The organism is Ohtaekwangia sp. (assembly GCF_036568665.1).
GTDB lineage: Bacteria > Bacteroidota > Bacteroidia > Cytophagales > Cyclobacteriaceae > Ohtaekwangia.
This window is the reverse complement of record NZ_DATCSD010000003.1, coordinates 1-18,306: the sequence shown is the minus strand read 5'-3', so window position 1 is coordinate 18,306 and position 18,306 is coordinate 1. Positions and strand designations below refer to the sequence as shown.

13 protein-coding genes and 2 riboswitches are annotated in these 18,306 nt (G+C 43.4%); of the genes, 11 read left to right on the top strand and 2 right to left on the bottom strand.

Translation table 11 applies throughout. From position 1 onward, the window contains the following. Together VIN08_RS00125 and VIN08_RS00120 are read right to left on the bottom strand one after the other, a co-directional pair. A partial coding sequence (locus tag VIN08_RS00125) for a hypothetical protein (RefSeq protein WP_331958385.1) occupies positions 1-467 on the bottom strand: 467 nt, incomplete at its 3' end. An 18-nt stretch (positions 468-485) separates the two neighbouring features. Beyond that, a complete protein-coding gene (locus VIN08_RS00120; protein ID WP_331958382.1) occupies positions 486-1,823 on the bottom strand; it encodes a hypothetical protein in 1,338 nt (445 codons plus the stop codon). A gap of 297 nt (positions 1,824-2,120) precedes the next feature. Between VIN08_RS00120 and VIN08_RS00115 the strand changes: the two genes are divergently transcribed. From VIN08_RS00115 to VIN08_RS00065, 11 genes are all read left to right on the top strand, one after another. Further along, positions 2,121-2,660 (top strand): RNA polymerase sigma factor, encoded by a 540-nt coding sequence (locus VIN08_RS00115; protein WP_331958379.1) that lies wholly within the window; start codon positions 2,121-2,123, stop codon positions 2,658-2,660. Positions 2,661-2,693: 33 nt separating this feature from the next. After that, entirely contained in the window at positions 2,694-3,467 is a 774-nt protein-coding gene (locus VIN08_RS00110; protein WP_331958376.1) for a HEAT repeat domain-containing protein, read from the top strand. Positions 3,468-3,677: 210 nt separating this feature from the next. Then, entirely contained in the window at positions 3,678-4,439 is a 762-nt protein-coding gene (locus tag VIN08_RS00105) for a DUF4097 family beta strand repeat-containing protein (RefSeq protein WP_331958373.1), read from the top strand. Between the two features lie 125 nt (positions 4,440-4,564). Next, positions 4,565-5,311, top strand: coding sequence for a hypothetical protein (locus VIN08_RS00100; protein WP_331958371.1), 747 nt, complete (start codon positions 4,565-4,567; stop codon positions 5,309-5,311). A gap of 138 nt (positions 5,312-5,449) precedes the next feature. After that, positions 5,450-6,676, top strand: a complete 1,227-nt coding sequence (locus tag VIN08_RS00095) for a helix-turn-helix domain-containing protein (protein ID WP_331958369.1) — start codon at positions 5,450-5,452, stop codon at positions 6,674-6,676. Positions 6,677-6,759: 83 nt separating this feature from the next. Next, positions 6,760-9,633, top strand: a complete 2,874-nt coding sequence (locus VIN08_RS00090) for a carboxypeptidase-like regulatory domain-containing protein (protein ID WP_331958367.1) — start codon at positions 6,760-6,762, stop codon at positions 9,631-9,633. A gap of 117 nt (positions 9,634-9,750) precedes the next feature. Next, positions 9,751-9,863, top strand: a riboswitch (SAM riboswitch). 308 nt (positions 9,864-10,171) lie between these two features. Then, entirely contained in the window at positions 10,172-11,020 is an 849-nt protein-coding gene (locus VIN08_RS00085; protein WP_331958364.1) for a phytanoyl-CoA dioxygenase family protein, read from the top strand. A gap of 28 nt (positions 11,021-11,048) precedes the next feature. Further along, on the top strand, positions 11,049-11,984 hold the full coding sequence (locus VIN08_RS00080; protein WP_331958361.1) for a hypothetical protein: 936 nt from the start codon (positions 11,049-11,051) through the stop codon (positions 11,982-11,984). 383 nt (positions 11,985-12,367) lie between these two features. After that, the gene (locus VIN08_RS00075) at positions 12,368-13,633 is read left to right on the top strand and encodes a YeiH family protein (protein ID WP_331958358.1); all 1,266 of its coding nucleotides are present in this window, start codon (positions 12,368-12,370) and stop codon (positions 13,631-13,633) included. 262 nt (positions 13,634-13,895) lie between these two features. Next, positions 13,896-14,003, top strand: a riboswitch (SAM riboswitch). A gap of 296 nt (positions 14,004-14,299) precedes the next feature. Beyond that, positions 14,300-15,238, top strand: coding sequence for a hypothetical protein (locus VIN08_RS00070; RefSeq protein WP_331958355.1), 939 nt, complete (start codon positions 14,300-14,302; stop codon positions 15,236-15,238). 84 nt (positions 15,239-15,322) lie between these two features. Continuing rightward, positions 15,323-18,306, top strand: a 2,984-nt coding sequence (locus VIN08_RS00065) for a TonB-dependent receptor (RefSeq protein ID WP_331958352.1), incomplete at its 3' end; no start/stop codon positions are given.

Here is an 18,306-nt window from a genome sequence, read left to right as displayed (position 1 = left end):
AACAGAAGACAGTTAATAAGTTCTTTCTCCTTTGGGTTCGACAGCATTTCTCTAAAATCTTTTTCTAATCCATAAACACGGTTCATACCGTCTTCATTGCACCCAAGCTCAATAGAAACATAGATAGGAAGTATAATGGGTAAACTATCAATTGCTTTGTTATCAATTTTCATAACGCTCCATCTAGAAGCTAAAATTATCTCATGCAATTTATCTCGAATCTCTTGCGGCATATTGGATGACACTTCTATTGCCTTGACTTCACCTTTCTTATTAATGTAAAATTGAACAAGCCCAAGGCTGGTATCGCAGGTTTTCGCAAACGATGAATCCGCTTTTAATAATTCCGATAAAACATAGTTTTGAAATGAACTTTGAGTGCCTTTGTACTTTGGATATTCAATCTTTTGGCTGAATGAATATGAATAGGCAACTAAGAAAAAGGAGATCGCGATATATAGTTTCATATTTCTCTAAAATGTGATTTAATTACAAGTTGATCCTTTTATACCATTACGATAGGCCTCAATTATTGATGTTACCTCCTCAACATTAGCAAATCCATAGGATTGAACAAGAGATTCGAAATAGATAGGGTTATTTCGCATTACGTCTCCTAGTCCACTCAGTGCCAAAGCACTGGCCGATTTGGTCGAAAGCAAGGGGAATACCTCGTTCAATGCACCACTTAACCATTCTATATACTCATGAGCTATCATAACATGTTGGACAAGTTTATCGCGATCCTCCTTATTTGCATCTAAATATGCATGAATAGCTTCATGATAGATAACAGCAGTCATGTATTCAGATGATGAGTCTATAAAATTGGGATTCAAATAAATAGTAACATTAAACGGGTTCTTTTCATTGGTTACACGCGTTGTACCAGGTTTTTTACCTAAACCAGCATCCTCTTCAAAGTACAGATTCATATTTGGGTTAGTACCAAAAATACTTAGTACGGCTTTGTTTATGTTGTTCGTCAAATCTTTATTCACTAATGTCTTGATAGTCGCTACCAGACAAGGCGACTTTACCTTATCATAAATAATATCATCATCTGGAATAATCACTACCGGTTTCTTCGCAGGTGTTTTCGTTGAACCACTTGCTCCTCCACTATGCGTGTCACTTCCTGCACCCACATACGTGCCGCCAACAGCCGGAGAGATACCGGGATTCATATCATCGCACCAGCCCATGTTAACCGACACTGTGCAGACTGTGCCTGTTTCTACTTTTCGATCATATTGACAATGGCATGGATAGTCTGTTACGGTTCGTACTTCGTAGCTCGTTACACAAGATTGCGTAACGCTCTTCACGCATCGATCCATAATTTGAACTTTGCCGTTAGCAATTATACTATCCTGTGTTGAGGGAATAGAGAATTCCTGCATCAGCTCATTGTTCAGATTATATAGTTTCAATGCGCCTTTGAATGGCGCATTGCTTGTATAATCCTCATCTGGGATATAGCGGTATATAAATCCGTAGAAGCCATCCTCATATTGCGATAGTACCAGGTTCTCAAAATAATCGGGCGACTCATCAGGCAAACGGAAGGTATAATTAAGAACACCACTATCAGGGTCGCTATATTTGAAAAAGGCATCGGTAATTTCGATGCTGCTCACTCTTCCATTCGCTACTTTGTTCTGAATTTTTGAAAGTAAATCTTTGACAACAGGATCATGATCTATATCAGTAAGGGTAATTTTGCTTTGATTGGATGTCTGAGAAACGATGGGAGTTTCATAGTCGCATGATGAACCCCACAATAATAGAATCGCTAAAATGACGGATAGATGTTTTCGCATAGGATATGGCTTTAGGTAAAAGAAAACCTTCACAACGGACTGGGTATACGAAGGGGCTCCCTCTGCGAAGAAAATCAACCACACTGCCCCTTGGTATAAATCAAAACTAACGAGGCGGGGCAGCGGCAATCAATAATGCGATTACAGACGAGTGTCTGGATAATTCACAGGCATGAACCTCGGTATTAACACTTAAAAACAGTGTTTTAACTCAAAAATATTTTTTTAACTTTTACTCTGTAACCTTTATCCCACCTTCCGGTAACTAACACGAATTTGACAAAAAGAGCATACCTGATGACTGACGAACTACTTATGGAGGCCGTAAAAAACGGTGATCTTCAGCAGGTTTCTGTTCTTTTTGAGCGCTATAACAAACGCATTTTCAATTTCCTGGCGCGCATGACGATGGACCGTGCCCTGGCGGAAGACCTGACGCAGAATGTTTTTCTGCGCCTGATCAAATACCGAAGCAGCTATAAAGAAGGAGCACGGTTTCAGTCGTGGATATACCAGGTAGCGCGGAATATATTTTCCGATCACTACCAGGCAAACAAGAACAAGCTCTCTGATTTTGTTGACGTGGAAAAAGTAAGCGACCATTTACACGATGATGAAGAAAACCAGCTCATCGATGAGCAGGAACGACTGCTGCAACGATCGATGGCACTGCTGAGCGAAGAGCAACGGGAGCTCCTGGTACTTACACGCTTTCAACACATGAAGTACGAAGAGGTCGCGGTAATTATGGATACTACTGTGGCCAACATTAAAGTAAAAGTGCATCGTGCTATACTCAAGTTGCGCGAGCATTATTTTGAACTCGAAAAAATATAACAGGTTCTCTCGCAAGAGGAACTTTGAAAGTATATGAACAAAGAAACACTGGAAACGCTTTTGATTGATTACATCGATGGACGGCTTACGCGGGAAGAAAGATTCCAGGTAGAGCAAGAGCTCGTGAAAAATCCGGAAGCGTACAAGCTATACGAACAGTTGAAGGAAGTAATTCATGCCATGGAAAGATCATCACGGCTTGAACCTTCTGCAGCGCTGAGTACATCGTTCGACAAACTGTTGAAAGATGAGATTGCTGCTTCGAAGAAAACAAAAGTGATCTTCCTTCGTCCTGCCTTCTATCGTGTAGCGGCCGCTATAGCATTGCTGGTGATCGGTGCCGGTGCAGGATACTGGATCAGTAAATATCAGCGGCAACAGGAAGAGATTGCTGTCATTCAAAAGCAAATGCAAGAGACCAAGCTGTTGCTGATGTCTATGCTCGACAACGAGAACTCTGCCAGTCAGCGCGTGCTGGGCGCAACGGTAGCCCTGAAGCTCGACAAGACTGATCAGGAAATTATCAACGCACTGAAGAATGCACTGAATGAAGACCCGAACACCAACGTGCGTCTCGCAGCATTGGATGCTTTGAACAAGTTTAATAAAGAGCCGTACGTACGCAGCTTGCTGGTTACATCGCTGTCGTCACAAAAAGATCCTATTGTGCAGATCGCATTGATCCGCATACTGGTAGAGATAAAAGCAAAAGGTGCTGTAAAAGAATTAGAACGCATCACCACCGATGACGAAGTACTGAAGGAAGTGAAAGACGAAGCACATGCAGGATTGATGAAGCTTTCGTGAGATGTTCAAGCTTAAAGGTTCAAGGTTAAAAGTTTAAGAGTTTAGAGTTGAAGGTTCAAAGTATATATAGCGGGCATTTACTTTCGCGTTAAGCTTTCAGCCTTCTGCTTAAAATATAGTTACAGGAGCTGCATTGTATCCGGAAACAATGCTATACCGAATAACTATGCTCATGTTTATAGTTCAGAATAAAAATAAAAATCATAACAAATGAAAAATGTATTAGCAACGGTAGCCCTGGCGTTCATCGCGGGGTTGGTTCAGGCACAGGAGTATAAAGTAGCAAAGAGCACTGGTCGCCTGGAAATTAAAGAAGTGAACAATGTAGAGATAGAAGGCTATAGCGGAAACGAGATCATCTTTACTTCACGCGATGGTAAACGCGATGACGATGAGCGTGCAAAAGGCTTGCGCTCTGTGAGCAGCATGGGCATAGAAGACAACACGGGGCTTGGTATATCTGTAGTAGATAAAGGTGGCATAATTGAAGTACAGCAGCTTAAAAAAATGGATGGCCCGGATATTACCATCAAAGTTCCAAAAGGTGTAGTGGTTTCCTATAGTCATACATCTCCTTATGGAGACGACCTGGTGATCAAAAACTTTGAAGGTGAGATTGAAGTATCTACGCTGCACAACGGTGTAAAACTTACCAACACTACAGGCCCTATGACGATCAAAACAGTACATGGCGATATTGATGTATCCCTTAACCCGAATATCAAGAACCCGGTATCCATTGTATCAGTACATGGCCACGTAGATGTAGCATTGCCCGTGACAACAAAAGCCAATATGAAAATGAGTACGGTATACGGCGAGATATTCGTTGATCCTGACTTCAAACTCGAAATCGAAAAATCTGCCGGCATGGTCAAATATAGCGACAACGTTACTGGCAAGATCAATGGTGGCGGCCTGGACATTAACCTGTCTTCTACGCACAACAATATATACCTGCGCAAAAAGTAGCAGTCACTCCGCGCTGACAATTTCTCCTGGTTATTTATACTCTACATCTTCTTCACTTACGAAGCAGACTGGAAGTCAACACCCGAAACTGTCAGCGCGATTACATAACCCAAAATTATTCCGCTATGAAAATCAACGTACTGTTCCTCATCGTTGCACTGATCATACCTGCCCGGGAATATGCCCAGACACCTGTCAATAAATCGATCACGGTACAGCCGGGACAAAAGATCGCGATGCGCTTTGATTATCCGAATCTGATTCGTGTAAGCACCTGGGATAAAAACGAGATCTCCATTCAAGGCTCTGCAAGCATAAACAGTGGTGAGAATGACGATGCCTTTAAACTGGAAACATCTACCGAAGGCAACACCATTAGTATACGGAACGAGATCGTGAACATGAAAGGTATTCCGCATCGCTTTACTATATACGATGGCGCTCAAAAAATAATATTCAAAAGCCAGGAAGAAATGCATAAGTATCAAAACGAGAAGGGTCATGGTAAATTTGACCGCATGACTTCCGGTATAGACATGGATATATACCTGGATATAAAAGTACCCCGTAACATGGATACGCGTATTGAATCGGTATATGGTATTGTCGAGATCAAAACGTTTACCGGCCCTCTCACGGTATCATCCACCTATGGCGCAGTAGATGCAGCTCTTACAGAAAGTACAACGGGTGAGCTGATTGCCGAAACGAATTATGGCGATATATATACGAACCTGAACATCAAATTTGGCGGAGAGCCTTCCAGGCAGGAAGACTTTCACACCTATGTTTCGGCCAAACCCGGCAATGGTCCTCGCTATAGTTTTGAATCCAAATATGGTAATGTATACCTGCGCAAAGCCACGCAGTAAAAATATGTCTGCCCGTTCGCTGAATCAGGAATCAGTAAAGTTGTAATGGTTTGGGTTAGAGCTTACTGCACAAAACAGGTTACTTGATTTTATTTTGTTTCGCAGACAAACTCCTGTGTCGGCAGATTCTGGCAGAAAATGAAGAGCTCGCGGGCAACTGCGGGCTCTTTCATTTGCACGATGTGGTATCGTTATTGCTTTGGTGACGACATCCTGAACCCACGCATCATGCAACTTCATTATCATTGGATCAATCTGCTCATCCTCTTTGGCGCCCTGCAGGGTTTGCTCTTCTGCATGGTGCTGCTGTTCAATAAAAAACACCCGGGTGCAAAATTTCTCAGCATCTTCATGCTCACGTTCGCCTACAATGGCTTCGAAACATTTAACTGGAGTGCCGGCCTCGATCGCTATATCTTACTGTTCGATTTCTTTCCTTACGTATTGATCTATGCAGTAGGCCCGAGTCTATACCTCTACGTTACAACGCTTCTTCATCCCGACAAGCCTTTATCGAAGTATAAAATCCTGCTGCACTATATACCGGTTCTCTTTCAATTTTTGTTTCGAACGAGTACAATCGTATATATCATCCTCTGGCAAAAACATCTTTACCAGGGCCCTGTATCCCCTGCTGCTATAGAGAATTTCTACTGGTTGTATTCGGAGCCGCTGAGTGCTGTGGCGTTCATCGTTTACCTCATCGCTACTATATATGCTTTTCGCAAGGAACAGCCAACTGATACGATCAGGCTCATATCCAAAGAAGGCCAGCAGTCTATTCGCGGATGGATCAAGGCATTGCTTACCTGTATGGTGGCGCTGGGTATATTCTGGCCACTCACTTTACTGGCCCCCTATATATTTCGATTTGATTACAACGAATACTACTACCCGGTAGAAATAGCGATTGTCTTATTTATATACTGGATAGCCCTGGCGGGTTATCATCGTACGCGCCTTATATATTTACAAATTCCCCGAACGAACACCAACCCGGAGGCTATTGCGCAGGCTGATCAAAAAATCTCCCAGCTTCGGCAAATCATGGAGACGGATATGCTATACCTCGATCCTGAACTCAACCTCAGCAAGATGGCGCGGCACACCGGGTTTCCTGCAAAAACAATATCGGCTATCCTAAATCAGCACGCACAAAAAAGCTTTAACGATTTTGTGAATGAATATCGCGTGCGACTGGTGCAGGAGAAACTGACCACACACGGCACCAGCCACCTGACTATATATGGTATGGCGTTGGAAGCCGGCTTCAACTCGCAGGCTACTTTTCAGCGTGCATTTAAAAATATAACAGGCATGTCGCCACGCGAATACCTGAATCAACGGCTGCAGAAAACAGCCTGATCAAAAAAAGTAGGCAATACTTCTCAAATCCGGATTTGAGAAGATTACGCGCACCGGATCTGATTGCTTTGTTAAAAAAACAAATGAAATGTTCTGTGTTGCTCGCCTGGTGCATCGTTATAAGTTTTAACGTCATTGGCCAATCGTCCTTTATCACGCTATCCGGAAAAGTTATAGATGCCCAAACGCAGCAATCTATACCCTTCGCCAGCATTTACCTGAAAGCAAAAAGTACCGGCACAATATCAAACACAGCAGGAGAGTTTATTTTAAAAATACAGCAAACTTCCCTGCGCGATACACTGGTGATTTCCAGCGTAGGCTATAAAACAGTGAGCATACCTATACCCGAACGCGACCGAACATCGCTCGCCATATACCTCGTGCCGGCTGCTGTAACACTGAATGAAGTAACAGTCGATGCAGAAACCGGGCTCTCCATCATCAAAAAAGCATTGGCGAAAGCATCCGTAAACTACGATACAGCTACTGTACAACTTACCGCCTTCTATCGCGAAAATATATGGCTGGCTGATGAAGAGTTAACTTACAATGAGTCGGTACTGGACATCTATAAAGTAGAGCGGGCAACGGACAAGTTTACCGATCAGATCCGTATTATCAAAGGAAGAAAAAAAGATATACCACATTCACAGGATATACAATTCTATTACTGGATGAGCAATATCTCCAACGGAGCACGCGGAAGTCTGGGCGATGATCTGATACAATATCGTCTGCTGCGACTAAATCCGTTGAACCCCGAAAACTTCCGGTACTATATATATGAATATACTGAAACCATTCATGAAGACGATCGCGATCTCATTATTGTTAATGTCATGCCGAAGGAGCGTGCCCGAAAAGCGATTCTGAAATTAAAATTTTTCATTGACGAAGAATCACTGGCATTTGTCAGAATAGATTATCAACTAAGTCCGCAAGGTGTTAAGTATATAAACCGGCACGGCAAGGGAGGTATAGCCTATACCATTATGTCGAAAGTAATAAGAGCGCGATTAGATTTCAAACAAATCAATTATACCATCCACTATAAACCGTATCGTGGCAAATGGTATCTCAGTTCTATTCAGCGGCATTGGGATGTGGTCGTAAACAGCGGTAAACGGAAAATGAAAGATCGCCCCTGGACTGCCGACATGAGCCTGACAATTACGGATGTTAACACCGATAGCGTAAAAAGTTTCCAGGAAGGAAATATAGGATCGAACCTTTCGTCTATGAATAACCTGGTGAGTAAAGATGCTGATGAAACCTTCTGGGAAAATTATAACATTGTAAAACCGGTATTACCTGATTCACTCCGACAAACAGAAAATATAGCGCCACCAAAAAACAAACCAACGATAAGAGTATCGAACCGACAGAATGGTTTCACGCGGGCAGATACATTGCGAGGAAAACTGTCACCGCTGCGCACCTGCTACGATGTTACGTTCTATCATCTTGATGTAGCAGTCAACCTCGACAAGCAATCTGTAAAAGGTAGTAATGCTATACGGTTTACGGTTACAGAACCATTTCGCCAGATGCAGGTAGATCTGTATGCTAACATGCACATCAACCAGATTCTTTATCGCGGCCAACCGCTGCCCTATACGCGCGAATACAATGCGGTGTTCATTACCATGCCCCGGGAAATGAAAACCGGAAGCCAGGAAGAGATCACACTATATTACGAAGGTATACCGCAAACACCAGATTTCTCTATACCGATGTATGGAGGCGTGCTGTGGGATAAAGATTCGTTGGGAAATCCGTGGGCACAGGTAGTATGCCAGGGCTCAGGCGCCAGCCTGTGGTGGCCCAATAAAGATCATCTTTCCGATGAACCCGACAGCATGAAGATATGGATCACAGTGCCGGAGAAATATACCGAGATATCCAACGGCAGGCTTATACGCAAAACACCCATGCCGAATCAGCAAACCCGGTTTGAATGGTATGTGAGCTACCCGATCAATAATTATAACGTAACATTTTCAATAGGACTATACGAACACTGGGAGGACTACTATATACAGCAACAAAACGATACGCTTACTATCGATTACTATGCAATGCCCTACAATGCCAAGCGTGCACGCGAAATGTTTCGCCAGGTAAAACCAATGTTGCAATGCTATGAAAAATACTTTGGTAAATATCCGTTTCCGCGCGATGGGTTTACATTATTGGAGAGTTTATACCCGATGGAACACCAGAGCGGAGTATGCATCGGTAAAATTACTGCTGCCAATGCTAGCGACACCAATCCATTACTATGGCACGAATCAGCACACGAATGGTGGGGCAATGCCATCAGTTGCAAAGACCTGGCCGATATGTGGATCCACGAAGCGTTTGCCACTTACGCAGAAGCACTCGTGATTGATTATCGTTTTGGTGAAGAAGAAGCTTTACTGGAAATGCAGAAGCAACGCGACCATGTAAGCAACAAAGAACCTGTTACCGGTATATATGATGTTAACCATATCTACTACGACATTGGTGATATGTATAGCAAAGGTTCGCTGATGTTAAATACTTTTCGATATGCATTGAATAACGATAGCCTATGGATAAACCTGCTGCGCAACATACAATCGCATTTTCGTTACCAGACATTATCGGCTAATGATCTTATCGGGTTCATTAACCAGTATACCTGCTCAGACTATACGTATTTCTTCCGGCAGTATTTACAGTATACAACCATTCCAACCCTGGAAGTAAAACTGCAGCAGAAGGGCGCAGACTTGCTGGTAACATATCGCTGGCAAGCTGATGTAGAAAATTTTCAAATGCCTGTTCGCATTACTACTTCACCCGATCGGTTTACCTATATATATCCCACAACGCAATGGAAATCCATGACGCTTAAAAATATGCCGGCAGAGAGTTTTGAAGCAGACGAGGAGCGCTTCTACATCAACACACAGATCACGGATAATTGAGGTCTGCGGCCTGGAAAACAACTTTTTAAAAAATTTTCTTCGAAATATTTGTAAGTTCAATATCAATACTGATATTTGTCTATCGATTTAGTAGACAAATCAATTCTCACCAGATTGGTTTTATACAGAAGGGAGTAGAGAATAGGCTCAGCGATCCCCTAGCAACCTATCAACTGTGTGGTTGAAAAGGTGCTAATTCCTACCAATAAAAAAAATTGGAACTATAAAATTTTTAACCAACATGAAACACAGAAAAAATTTCTCCGTTCGTAGTAACATGTCCCCACAGGCAATCAACATAAATCCCCGAATGCGCAACTGCTGTTGTTGTTGATTCCGTCTATACCCTTATCCCCTATATATATTGTTGAGCAGCTATACTCCTGAACGAGTAAGCACTGGCAGAGTATATCTTTTCACGAGCACAAAGCCGAAAGTGAAAAGCAGAGAGAAGAATGCCGCTTCAACACTATACATATAGAACCCCTAAACACTGAACATTAAATTTAATCATTGAACACTTAAACCATAGAACATCATGGCTACTTATAAAAAATTCACATTCGAAGGCAAACTGACACAGGAACAAATCACCTTCTTCCAACAAAATGGTTTTATACACTTTGAAGGCTACGCATCGCGCGAAACAGTTGAAGAGATTATACACTCTACTGAGCAGGTGCAACGCCGTTGGGTGGAGAACAACGTTCAGAAAATAAACGGAGTGCCTATTAAATATGGTGTAGATGAGAACGGACAAACCATCGTGCAGCGATTTGCTTTTACCAACCAGCATAGCGAAGCGGTAAAGAATTTTGCAAACAATGCTGCATTACAGGAACTCAAAGTATTAATGCCTGAAGGTGCACGCCTCGGCCTCGAAGAAAAAGATGGTGTTGTATTTAATCACTATGTGAACACGGAAGGAAGTAACTTCTATCACATGGGCTGGCATACCGATAGCGCACGAGATATATTCTATGGAAAGAAAGTAGCACCGATGCTGAACATCGGTTTTTACCTGGATGATTCTTCTACTGATAAAGGCGGACTGCGTGTATTGCCTGGCACACACAAGCAAGGACTGTGGGATTTACTCTTCCGCAAAAAATATTATCTCAACAACTACGATGACAAGAACGAAGTGCTGGTAGATGCAAAAGCCGGAGACCTGGTAATACATGACGGAAGAATATGGCACCGCGTAGCGCCCTCTCCTCTTACCGGTGCAGCCAGCCGCAGACGCGTAATGTATATACCGATGATTGTTGGTAAATATAATCCGAAGACCGAAAAGAGCAGCACACCGCTATACCTGCACCTGCTGCCGCTTGTAGGAAGCAAAAAACATAAAAACCTGATACCGGCCTTTCGCAAAGCTGCCTAGTAAACTTTCATCCAGAAAAACTACAACCATGCACGCATTTTTTGAAAAACCCATTGGCATTATTTACGGGCATCCGGAGCAGTATAATCCGCTCTTCGAAAAGCTTGCTGCCAGAGGTATAGCGTACGAAACAATTAATCCGGCCGACCATTTATATGATCCGGCTCAATATGAAGTTCCCTATAGTCTTGTGTTTAACGACATGAGTTCACCGCCTTATTTCACACACAACGCACTGGGTATAGCACAGACCATCGAGTATGTAAAGCACGTAGAGAAGCTGAACGGTGTGATCAACAGCAGCAAAGTGATCAACGGATCACGCGCTACTGAGATACTCAGCACCAAATCGCGGCAACTGGCTATATTCGCTTCGCTGGATATTCCTTTTCCACGCACGCGCATTGTGAGCAGCATCGATCAGTTGCTCGCTGCCGGTAATGAACTGAATTTCCCGATACTGTTGAAAAGCAACGGACTGAACGATCATATCACTACTACACGATTCGATTCGATCGGAGACCTTATCAACGCTATCATCAACGACACACTGCCGGTATATGGCGATAAATCGTTTGTGGTGCAGGAGTATATATCTCCCAAGGGAAATTATATTGTACGCGCAGAGATCCTGAACGGACAATTGTTATATGCAGCCAAAGTATACCATGCCGGAGACCAGGCCGAAGCATGGTCTATCGAAGTAAAGTCGGATGTATACACACCTTCGCTGGAAATTGTGAATGCTATCGAAAAAGTAGCACACGCAGCGTTGCTGGATACAGGGAGTATTGAATATATAGTAGATCGTAAAACCAACAAAGTATATTTCTACGCGATTCGTCCGCATACCAGTGTATATGGCACAGGTGTAGAAGGTTTGGAATTCAATCCGTTCGATCACGTTACCCATTATCTCGAACAGCGCCTGCAGAAAATAAAAGAGATCGCGCTTACGATTTAATTAAAAAATAATTGAGCGTTGCTTGCAGATATTCTTTTTAAAACTACATTTGTCTATAGATTTGATAGACTTAAAAGAATTGTAGTGAAACACGATATATACCAGCCTGAACAACTTCAGGGCTACTGGTAAACAGCATGAGGCAATAAAGCGGCCTTGTTTCATGCGAATAACATGGCTTCCGGATGCACCGGTCTTAAAAGATTTTTTGGTGGAATTTCTCTAAAGATCCTGGTGCATTCCGTAGCCACCAACGCGCAGCCTCTCATAAGCCCGACAACTGTTATACACTCCCGTTCATCATCGCATTCTATATACTTGCTTCATTGTCGTTGCAGTGTTACACACATTCAAGTATCTTACCTTCACGAAATTTAACAACCATGACGCAAGCAGCAGCAAAGACCGGTTTTTCTTTACATGAAGATTGGGCATCCGTAATACTGGGAGGAGCAACCATTCTCATTTTTCTCGGCTGGTTTATTTTACCAACACCCACCTTCGCATGGAAAGACAGCAGTGAGCTTGCCCAAAAAGTGTTTGCAGCCAATAACCTGTCTGCTATCGCTATACAATTTATCTATACTTTTGTTGTTGCTATAGCGGGTGCTATACTAACCGGAAAATCGTGGAAGAACCTGGTAATCGTATTTCCTATACTCTTCCTGCTCACCATCATTGCCGTGATACTGGCGGGTAATAGCACGATAAAATCATTAAACCTCGAAGCTGTAATTTTCAGTCTCACCATCGGGTTGCTCATCAGCAATACACTTACCCTCCCCGACTGGTTTCGAAATACATTATCAACGGAATTGTTTGTAAAGATCGGACTTGTATTACTCGGCACCGGGGTAATTTTCTCAGATATACTCAAAGCCGGGGCACTCGGGTTGATACAGGCGCTGGCCGTTGTACTCAGCGTATGGTATTTTGCTTACTGGGTATGCCGCAAGCTCAAGCTCGATGAAGAACTCACCATGATGATCTCCAGTGCTGTCTCTATATGCGGTGTATCAGCCGCTATCGCTACAGCCGGTGCTATACAGGGTGATTCAAAAAAACTCTCGTATGTTATTTCACTGGTATTGATCGTGGCTATACCGATGATGATCGTGATGCCCTATATCGCCAATCATTTTCATTTTTCGCAGGAAGTAACCGGGGCATGGCTCGGTGGAAGTATTGATACAACGGGAGCGGTAGTCGCATCCGGAACACTCGTGGGCGACACGGCTTTAAAGATCAGCACCATTGTAAAGTTCTCGCAGAACGTATTGCTCGGAGTTGCTGCATTTGCCATCAGCATTTACTGGACCTATACCAACAAAACTCAAAAAGACGGAACGGTTGCCAAACCAACACTGGGTCTTATCTGGGAACGCTTCCCTAAATTTGTATTGGGATTTGTAGCTGCTTCACTCCTCTTCTCATTTATACTTCGCCCCGAAGCTGTGGCATCGGTTAAAGACAGTATGAAGAGTATTCAGACATTATGGTTTGTGCTGGCCTTTACGAGCATTGGCCTGGAAACGAAATTCTCCGATCTCTTTAACGAAAACAGTAAAAAGCCCCTATATGCTTTTCTTATAGCACAGGGCTTCAACATTGTTATCACGCTTATCATTGCCTTTCTGCTTTTCGGATAAGTCCTATAGCTATAGGTGTTTCATTTTTTACACACCTATATAGTATTTCCTTCATATTATAGAGGTTCACCCTCTATAATATATATAGTACGCTATTCGCCTGTTGTAAACCCGCGCTGTCGTTTCCTAACGACAGTTAGACGTCTATTTCAAAAAAATTAATATAAAACACAAAGAAATAACCGGTGTGCCTTGCATATATAGCACCGCCCACATACTTTTGTCTATCGAATTAGTAGACAAATCAATTCCCACCAGATTGATTTTATAGCGAAGAAGGGAGAGAACAGGCTCTATGAACTTCTGGCAACCAGTCACCCACCAACGACAAGGTGCTCAAGCCTGCCAATAAAGTTTGGAACTATAAAATCAACCCAATGAAAACAAACAGTTTTTCAATCAGGTCATTTTCTCTTACGAGACATGCCGCATCCCCTACACACTACCATCGTAGTTGTTGTTGCTGTTGTTGTTCCATGTGCTAAGTATATACTAGCTGTATTCGCACAGCCCTTATCAAACCTGGTAAGCGCGCTGTAAAACTATATGGTTCCGGATACACCGGTCTTAAGGATTTTTTGGTGGAATTTCTTTAAGGCTTGGTGTATACCGTAGCCGCCCTGATTTTCACATTCATTTTCATTTACATTTTTACTTAAAAAAGACATGAGATCTTTCATTTCTGTAGTGATAGTTTATTTCCTGTTACTATTGGCAAGTGCTGCACTGGCACAGGAAACTTCCAAGAACAAAGTAGTAATCACTGGTGTGCGCTTTGCATATCCGCTGGTAGAGAAGTGGATTAAAGACTATAAAGCGGATAATCCTTCTACCGAAGTAATTATTGAAACCCGCACAACAACCGACCCGGCTAAATACGATTTGCTGATAGAAGCTTACGAACCGGAAAAATCGGTAAAAGATACCCGCGACTACCTATATATAGGGCGCTATGCTTTATTACCGGTAGCCAATGCTTCTTCTGCCTTCGCGAAAACCTATCACGACAAGGGTTTGACGAATGCACTGATCAAACAATTATACTTTCACGATATACTGGCCGACAAGGATAAGAAGCAAGAGGTGAAAGTTCCGTATACTATATATACCCGTCTGCAGAAAGCAGGCGCTCCCGTTACTTTTGCGCATTACTTTGGTTACGAACAACAAAACATTACCGGTAAAGCCATTGCCGGTGCAGATGAACATCTCATCAAAGCTTTATTGAAAGACTCTACCGGTGTATCGTACGGAACATTGGGATTGGTATATGATGCCACTACCCGCAAACCGCTGCGTGGTATAGCTATACTTCCGGTAGACCTCGATGATAACGGCCGCGTTGCCGACAGCGAAAAAATATTCGATGATGCTGATGCCGTGATTGCCCGCCTGGAGAGCGAAGAGAAAAGTAAAAATATACCTGTAGAATACCTGCACCTTTCGCTGAGCAAAGTAAATACAAACCCGGAAGCGCTGAAGTTTTTACTCTGGGTAATCGACCACGGCCAGAACGATCTTCATGCGTTCGGATACCTCAAGCCTGAGCTCAGGCGCTTTGAAATCGAGAAAGAGAAATTCGAACAACGCGCAGCCGCCCAATAACAGAAACCTAATTTAACTATATACTAACCAACACCGGCAGCTCCCTACAGGAGCTGCATGGGAATCCTTTAACCTTTTTTTTCCATGAAAAAACTTTTACTCACAACATTGGCTTCGGTATTTCTCTCCGGGTTTGCGTATGCGCAGGAGAAATTAACCGGGTCTGTCAAGGATGCAGCGGGCGATCCATTGCCGGGTGCAACCATCGTACTGAAGGGAACTTCTTCGTATGCTATATCGGATACCGAAGGAAACTTCGCTATAGCACCTGCCAAAGAATTTCCCTTTACACTACAGGTAAATCTTGTAGGGTATAAACAACAGGAAGTAGAGATCTACGAACTCACAGGTGAGGCAACAGACGTTACGTTGCAAATTGAAAATGTGTTAGACGAAATTGTAGTGATCGGTTATGGTGAACAAAAACGAAAAGACATTACCGGCTCCGTTGCATCGGTATCGCCCGAGTTAAAAGCACAACCTGTTGCTTCAGTAGAGCGATTGTTGCAAGGTGCTGTAGCGGGTGCTATCGTAACGCAAACATCCGGGCAACCCGGTGGTGGTGTAAGCGTGCAGATCCGCGGTAACAACTCCATCACAGCCGGCAGCGAACCGCTTTATGTTATAGACGGTTTCCCGATCAACAATGATTATGACCTGAACGATGCCCAGGTTACCAACGGTCCGAAGATCAACCCGCTATCATCGATCAATACTTCGGATATTGAAAATATAGATGTGTTGAAAGATGCTTCGGCTACCGCTATATATGGATCGCGGGGTGCCAACGGTGTAGTCATTATCACCACTAAAAAAGCCCGTAAGAATGAATCACAGATATCGTACGATGGCTACTATGGCGTGCAGGAAGTAGTACGTACTATACCGTTGATGAATGCTGAACAGTGGTGGGCCCTGCGCACCGATGCAGCACGCAACAGTGGTAAGTTAGGTACACTCAAAACCAATAACACCAATGCTATAAATGCTGCTATCGCCAACAACTATGCACTGGATACAGCCGGTGTAGGAACAGATTGGCAGAAGGCAGCGTTTCGACAGGCTCCCATTCAGAACCATAGTTTATCAATATTAACCGGCAGTGAAAAAACAAGTATAGCATTCTCCGGTAATTACTTTAAACAGGAAGGTATACTTCGCAATACAGGATTTACCCGCGCTTCAGCACGGTTTAATATAGATCATGAGTATAACAAGCGACTTCGCTTCATCACATTTCTTACAGCCAGTATAGTAAAAGCTGATGTGGCACCGGATGCCATTATACCGGCATTGCTGCAAACTCCTCCCTCCCTGCCGATCTATAATAACAATGGCGACTATGTGATCAAAAGTTCATTTGAATCAAGCCTGCAAAATCCCATCAACTCACTTTACAATCAGCTAAACGACAGCAAGACGAATCGCTTCCTGGGAAATATAGCGGCCGAGTACGAAATAGCCGAAGGGCTCGTAGCGAAAGTATTGTTCGGTGCCGATGTAGTGGATAATAAACAAAACCGCTACCTGCCTAACTCTACGGCTGAGGGTCAATCCTTCAACGGACTTGGAACGATCGGTGCAGTATTTACTACCAACTGGCTTAACGAAAATACACTCTCCTACACGAAGCAGATCAATGGTATACATAATATCAATGCAATCATTGGTGCCACCGCACAGGCTTCGAAGACCAATGGATCTGTTGCAGAGTCAAACGGTTTTGCATTCGATCAATTAACGGTAAATAGTCTGGGCGATGGTAATACGGCACGCATTGCCAAATCTTATACTTCCGCCTGGCAACTGGCTTCTTTCCTCGGTCGGGTAAATTATGGTTTCAACGAAAAGTATCTTGCAACGGTAACGGTACGCGCAGACGGTTCATCGCGCTTTGGTGACAATAACAAGTGGGGTGTATTTCCTTCGGTAGCATTGGGCTGGAATATAACGGAAGAAGATTTCTTCAACGTAAACCAGATCAATACACTGAAGCTGAGAGCAAGCGCTGGTATTACCGGTAACCAGGCTATACCTCCTTACTCATCGGTTGCTCGCCTGTCTCCTTACCGATATAACTTCTCCAACACCACCGTAATCGGTTATTCACCCAGTGCAGCCAGCAACCCTGATCTCGGTTGGGAGAAAACCGCACAGGTTGATATCGGTGTTGATATAGGTTTCTTCGATAACCGATTAACCCTGGTAGCTGACGTCTATAAGAAGACTACATCTGATCTGTTACTGAACGCTCCGGTATCAGGTACATCAGGCCTCGCCATTTCTACCGGTGGACAAACATCTACTATATATCAGAACATTGGTAAAGTAGAGAACAAAGGTATAGAGCTTGCCCTCAACTCGCAGAACATCAGCAACCAGAAAATACACTGGAGCACTTCGCTGGTATATGCCTTGAACCGTAATAAAGTATTGGATCTTGGTCCGGGTCTCGATCAATTTATACCGCTTATATCACAACCTTCTATCGTAAAGAAAGGCTATGCGATCGGTTCATTTATAGTATATCAAACCGATGGCCTGATCAAACCGGGCGAAGAAGGAGCGAATGCGCTTACGCCACAACAACAAAAAAGTGTGGGCGGGCAGAAGTATAAAGACCAGAATGGCGATGGCAAGATCACGCAAACCGATGATCGCATCATTATCAACAACCAACCTAGCTTTACTGCAGGTCTTACAAACAACGTTCGCTATCATACCCCGGTGGGAAGCTTCGATCTCACTATATTTTTCCAAACACAAGTGGGCGGAAAACTTTACAATCAAAACCGCGCACAGCTGGAGTTAGGCACAGGGTATACCAATGCCTCTACTACGTTGCTAAACCGCTATACCGAAACAAATACTGACACAGATGTAAAAGCCGCTTATCAGGATCCGGCTATTACTATATCCGATCGTTTCATTGAGAGCGCTACCTATCTGCGTCTGAAAAATGTAAGCCTCGGCTATACATTGCCGAATAGCTGGATCTCGAAAATCCGTGCATCGAATGTGCGCATATACCTGTCGTTGCAAAACATCAAGACGTGGACCAACTATAC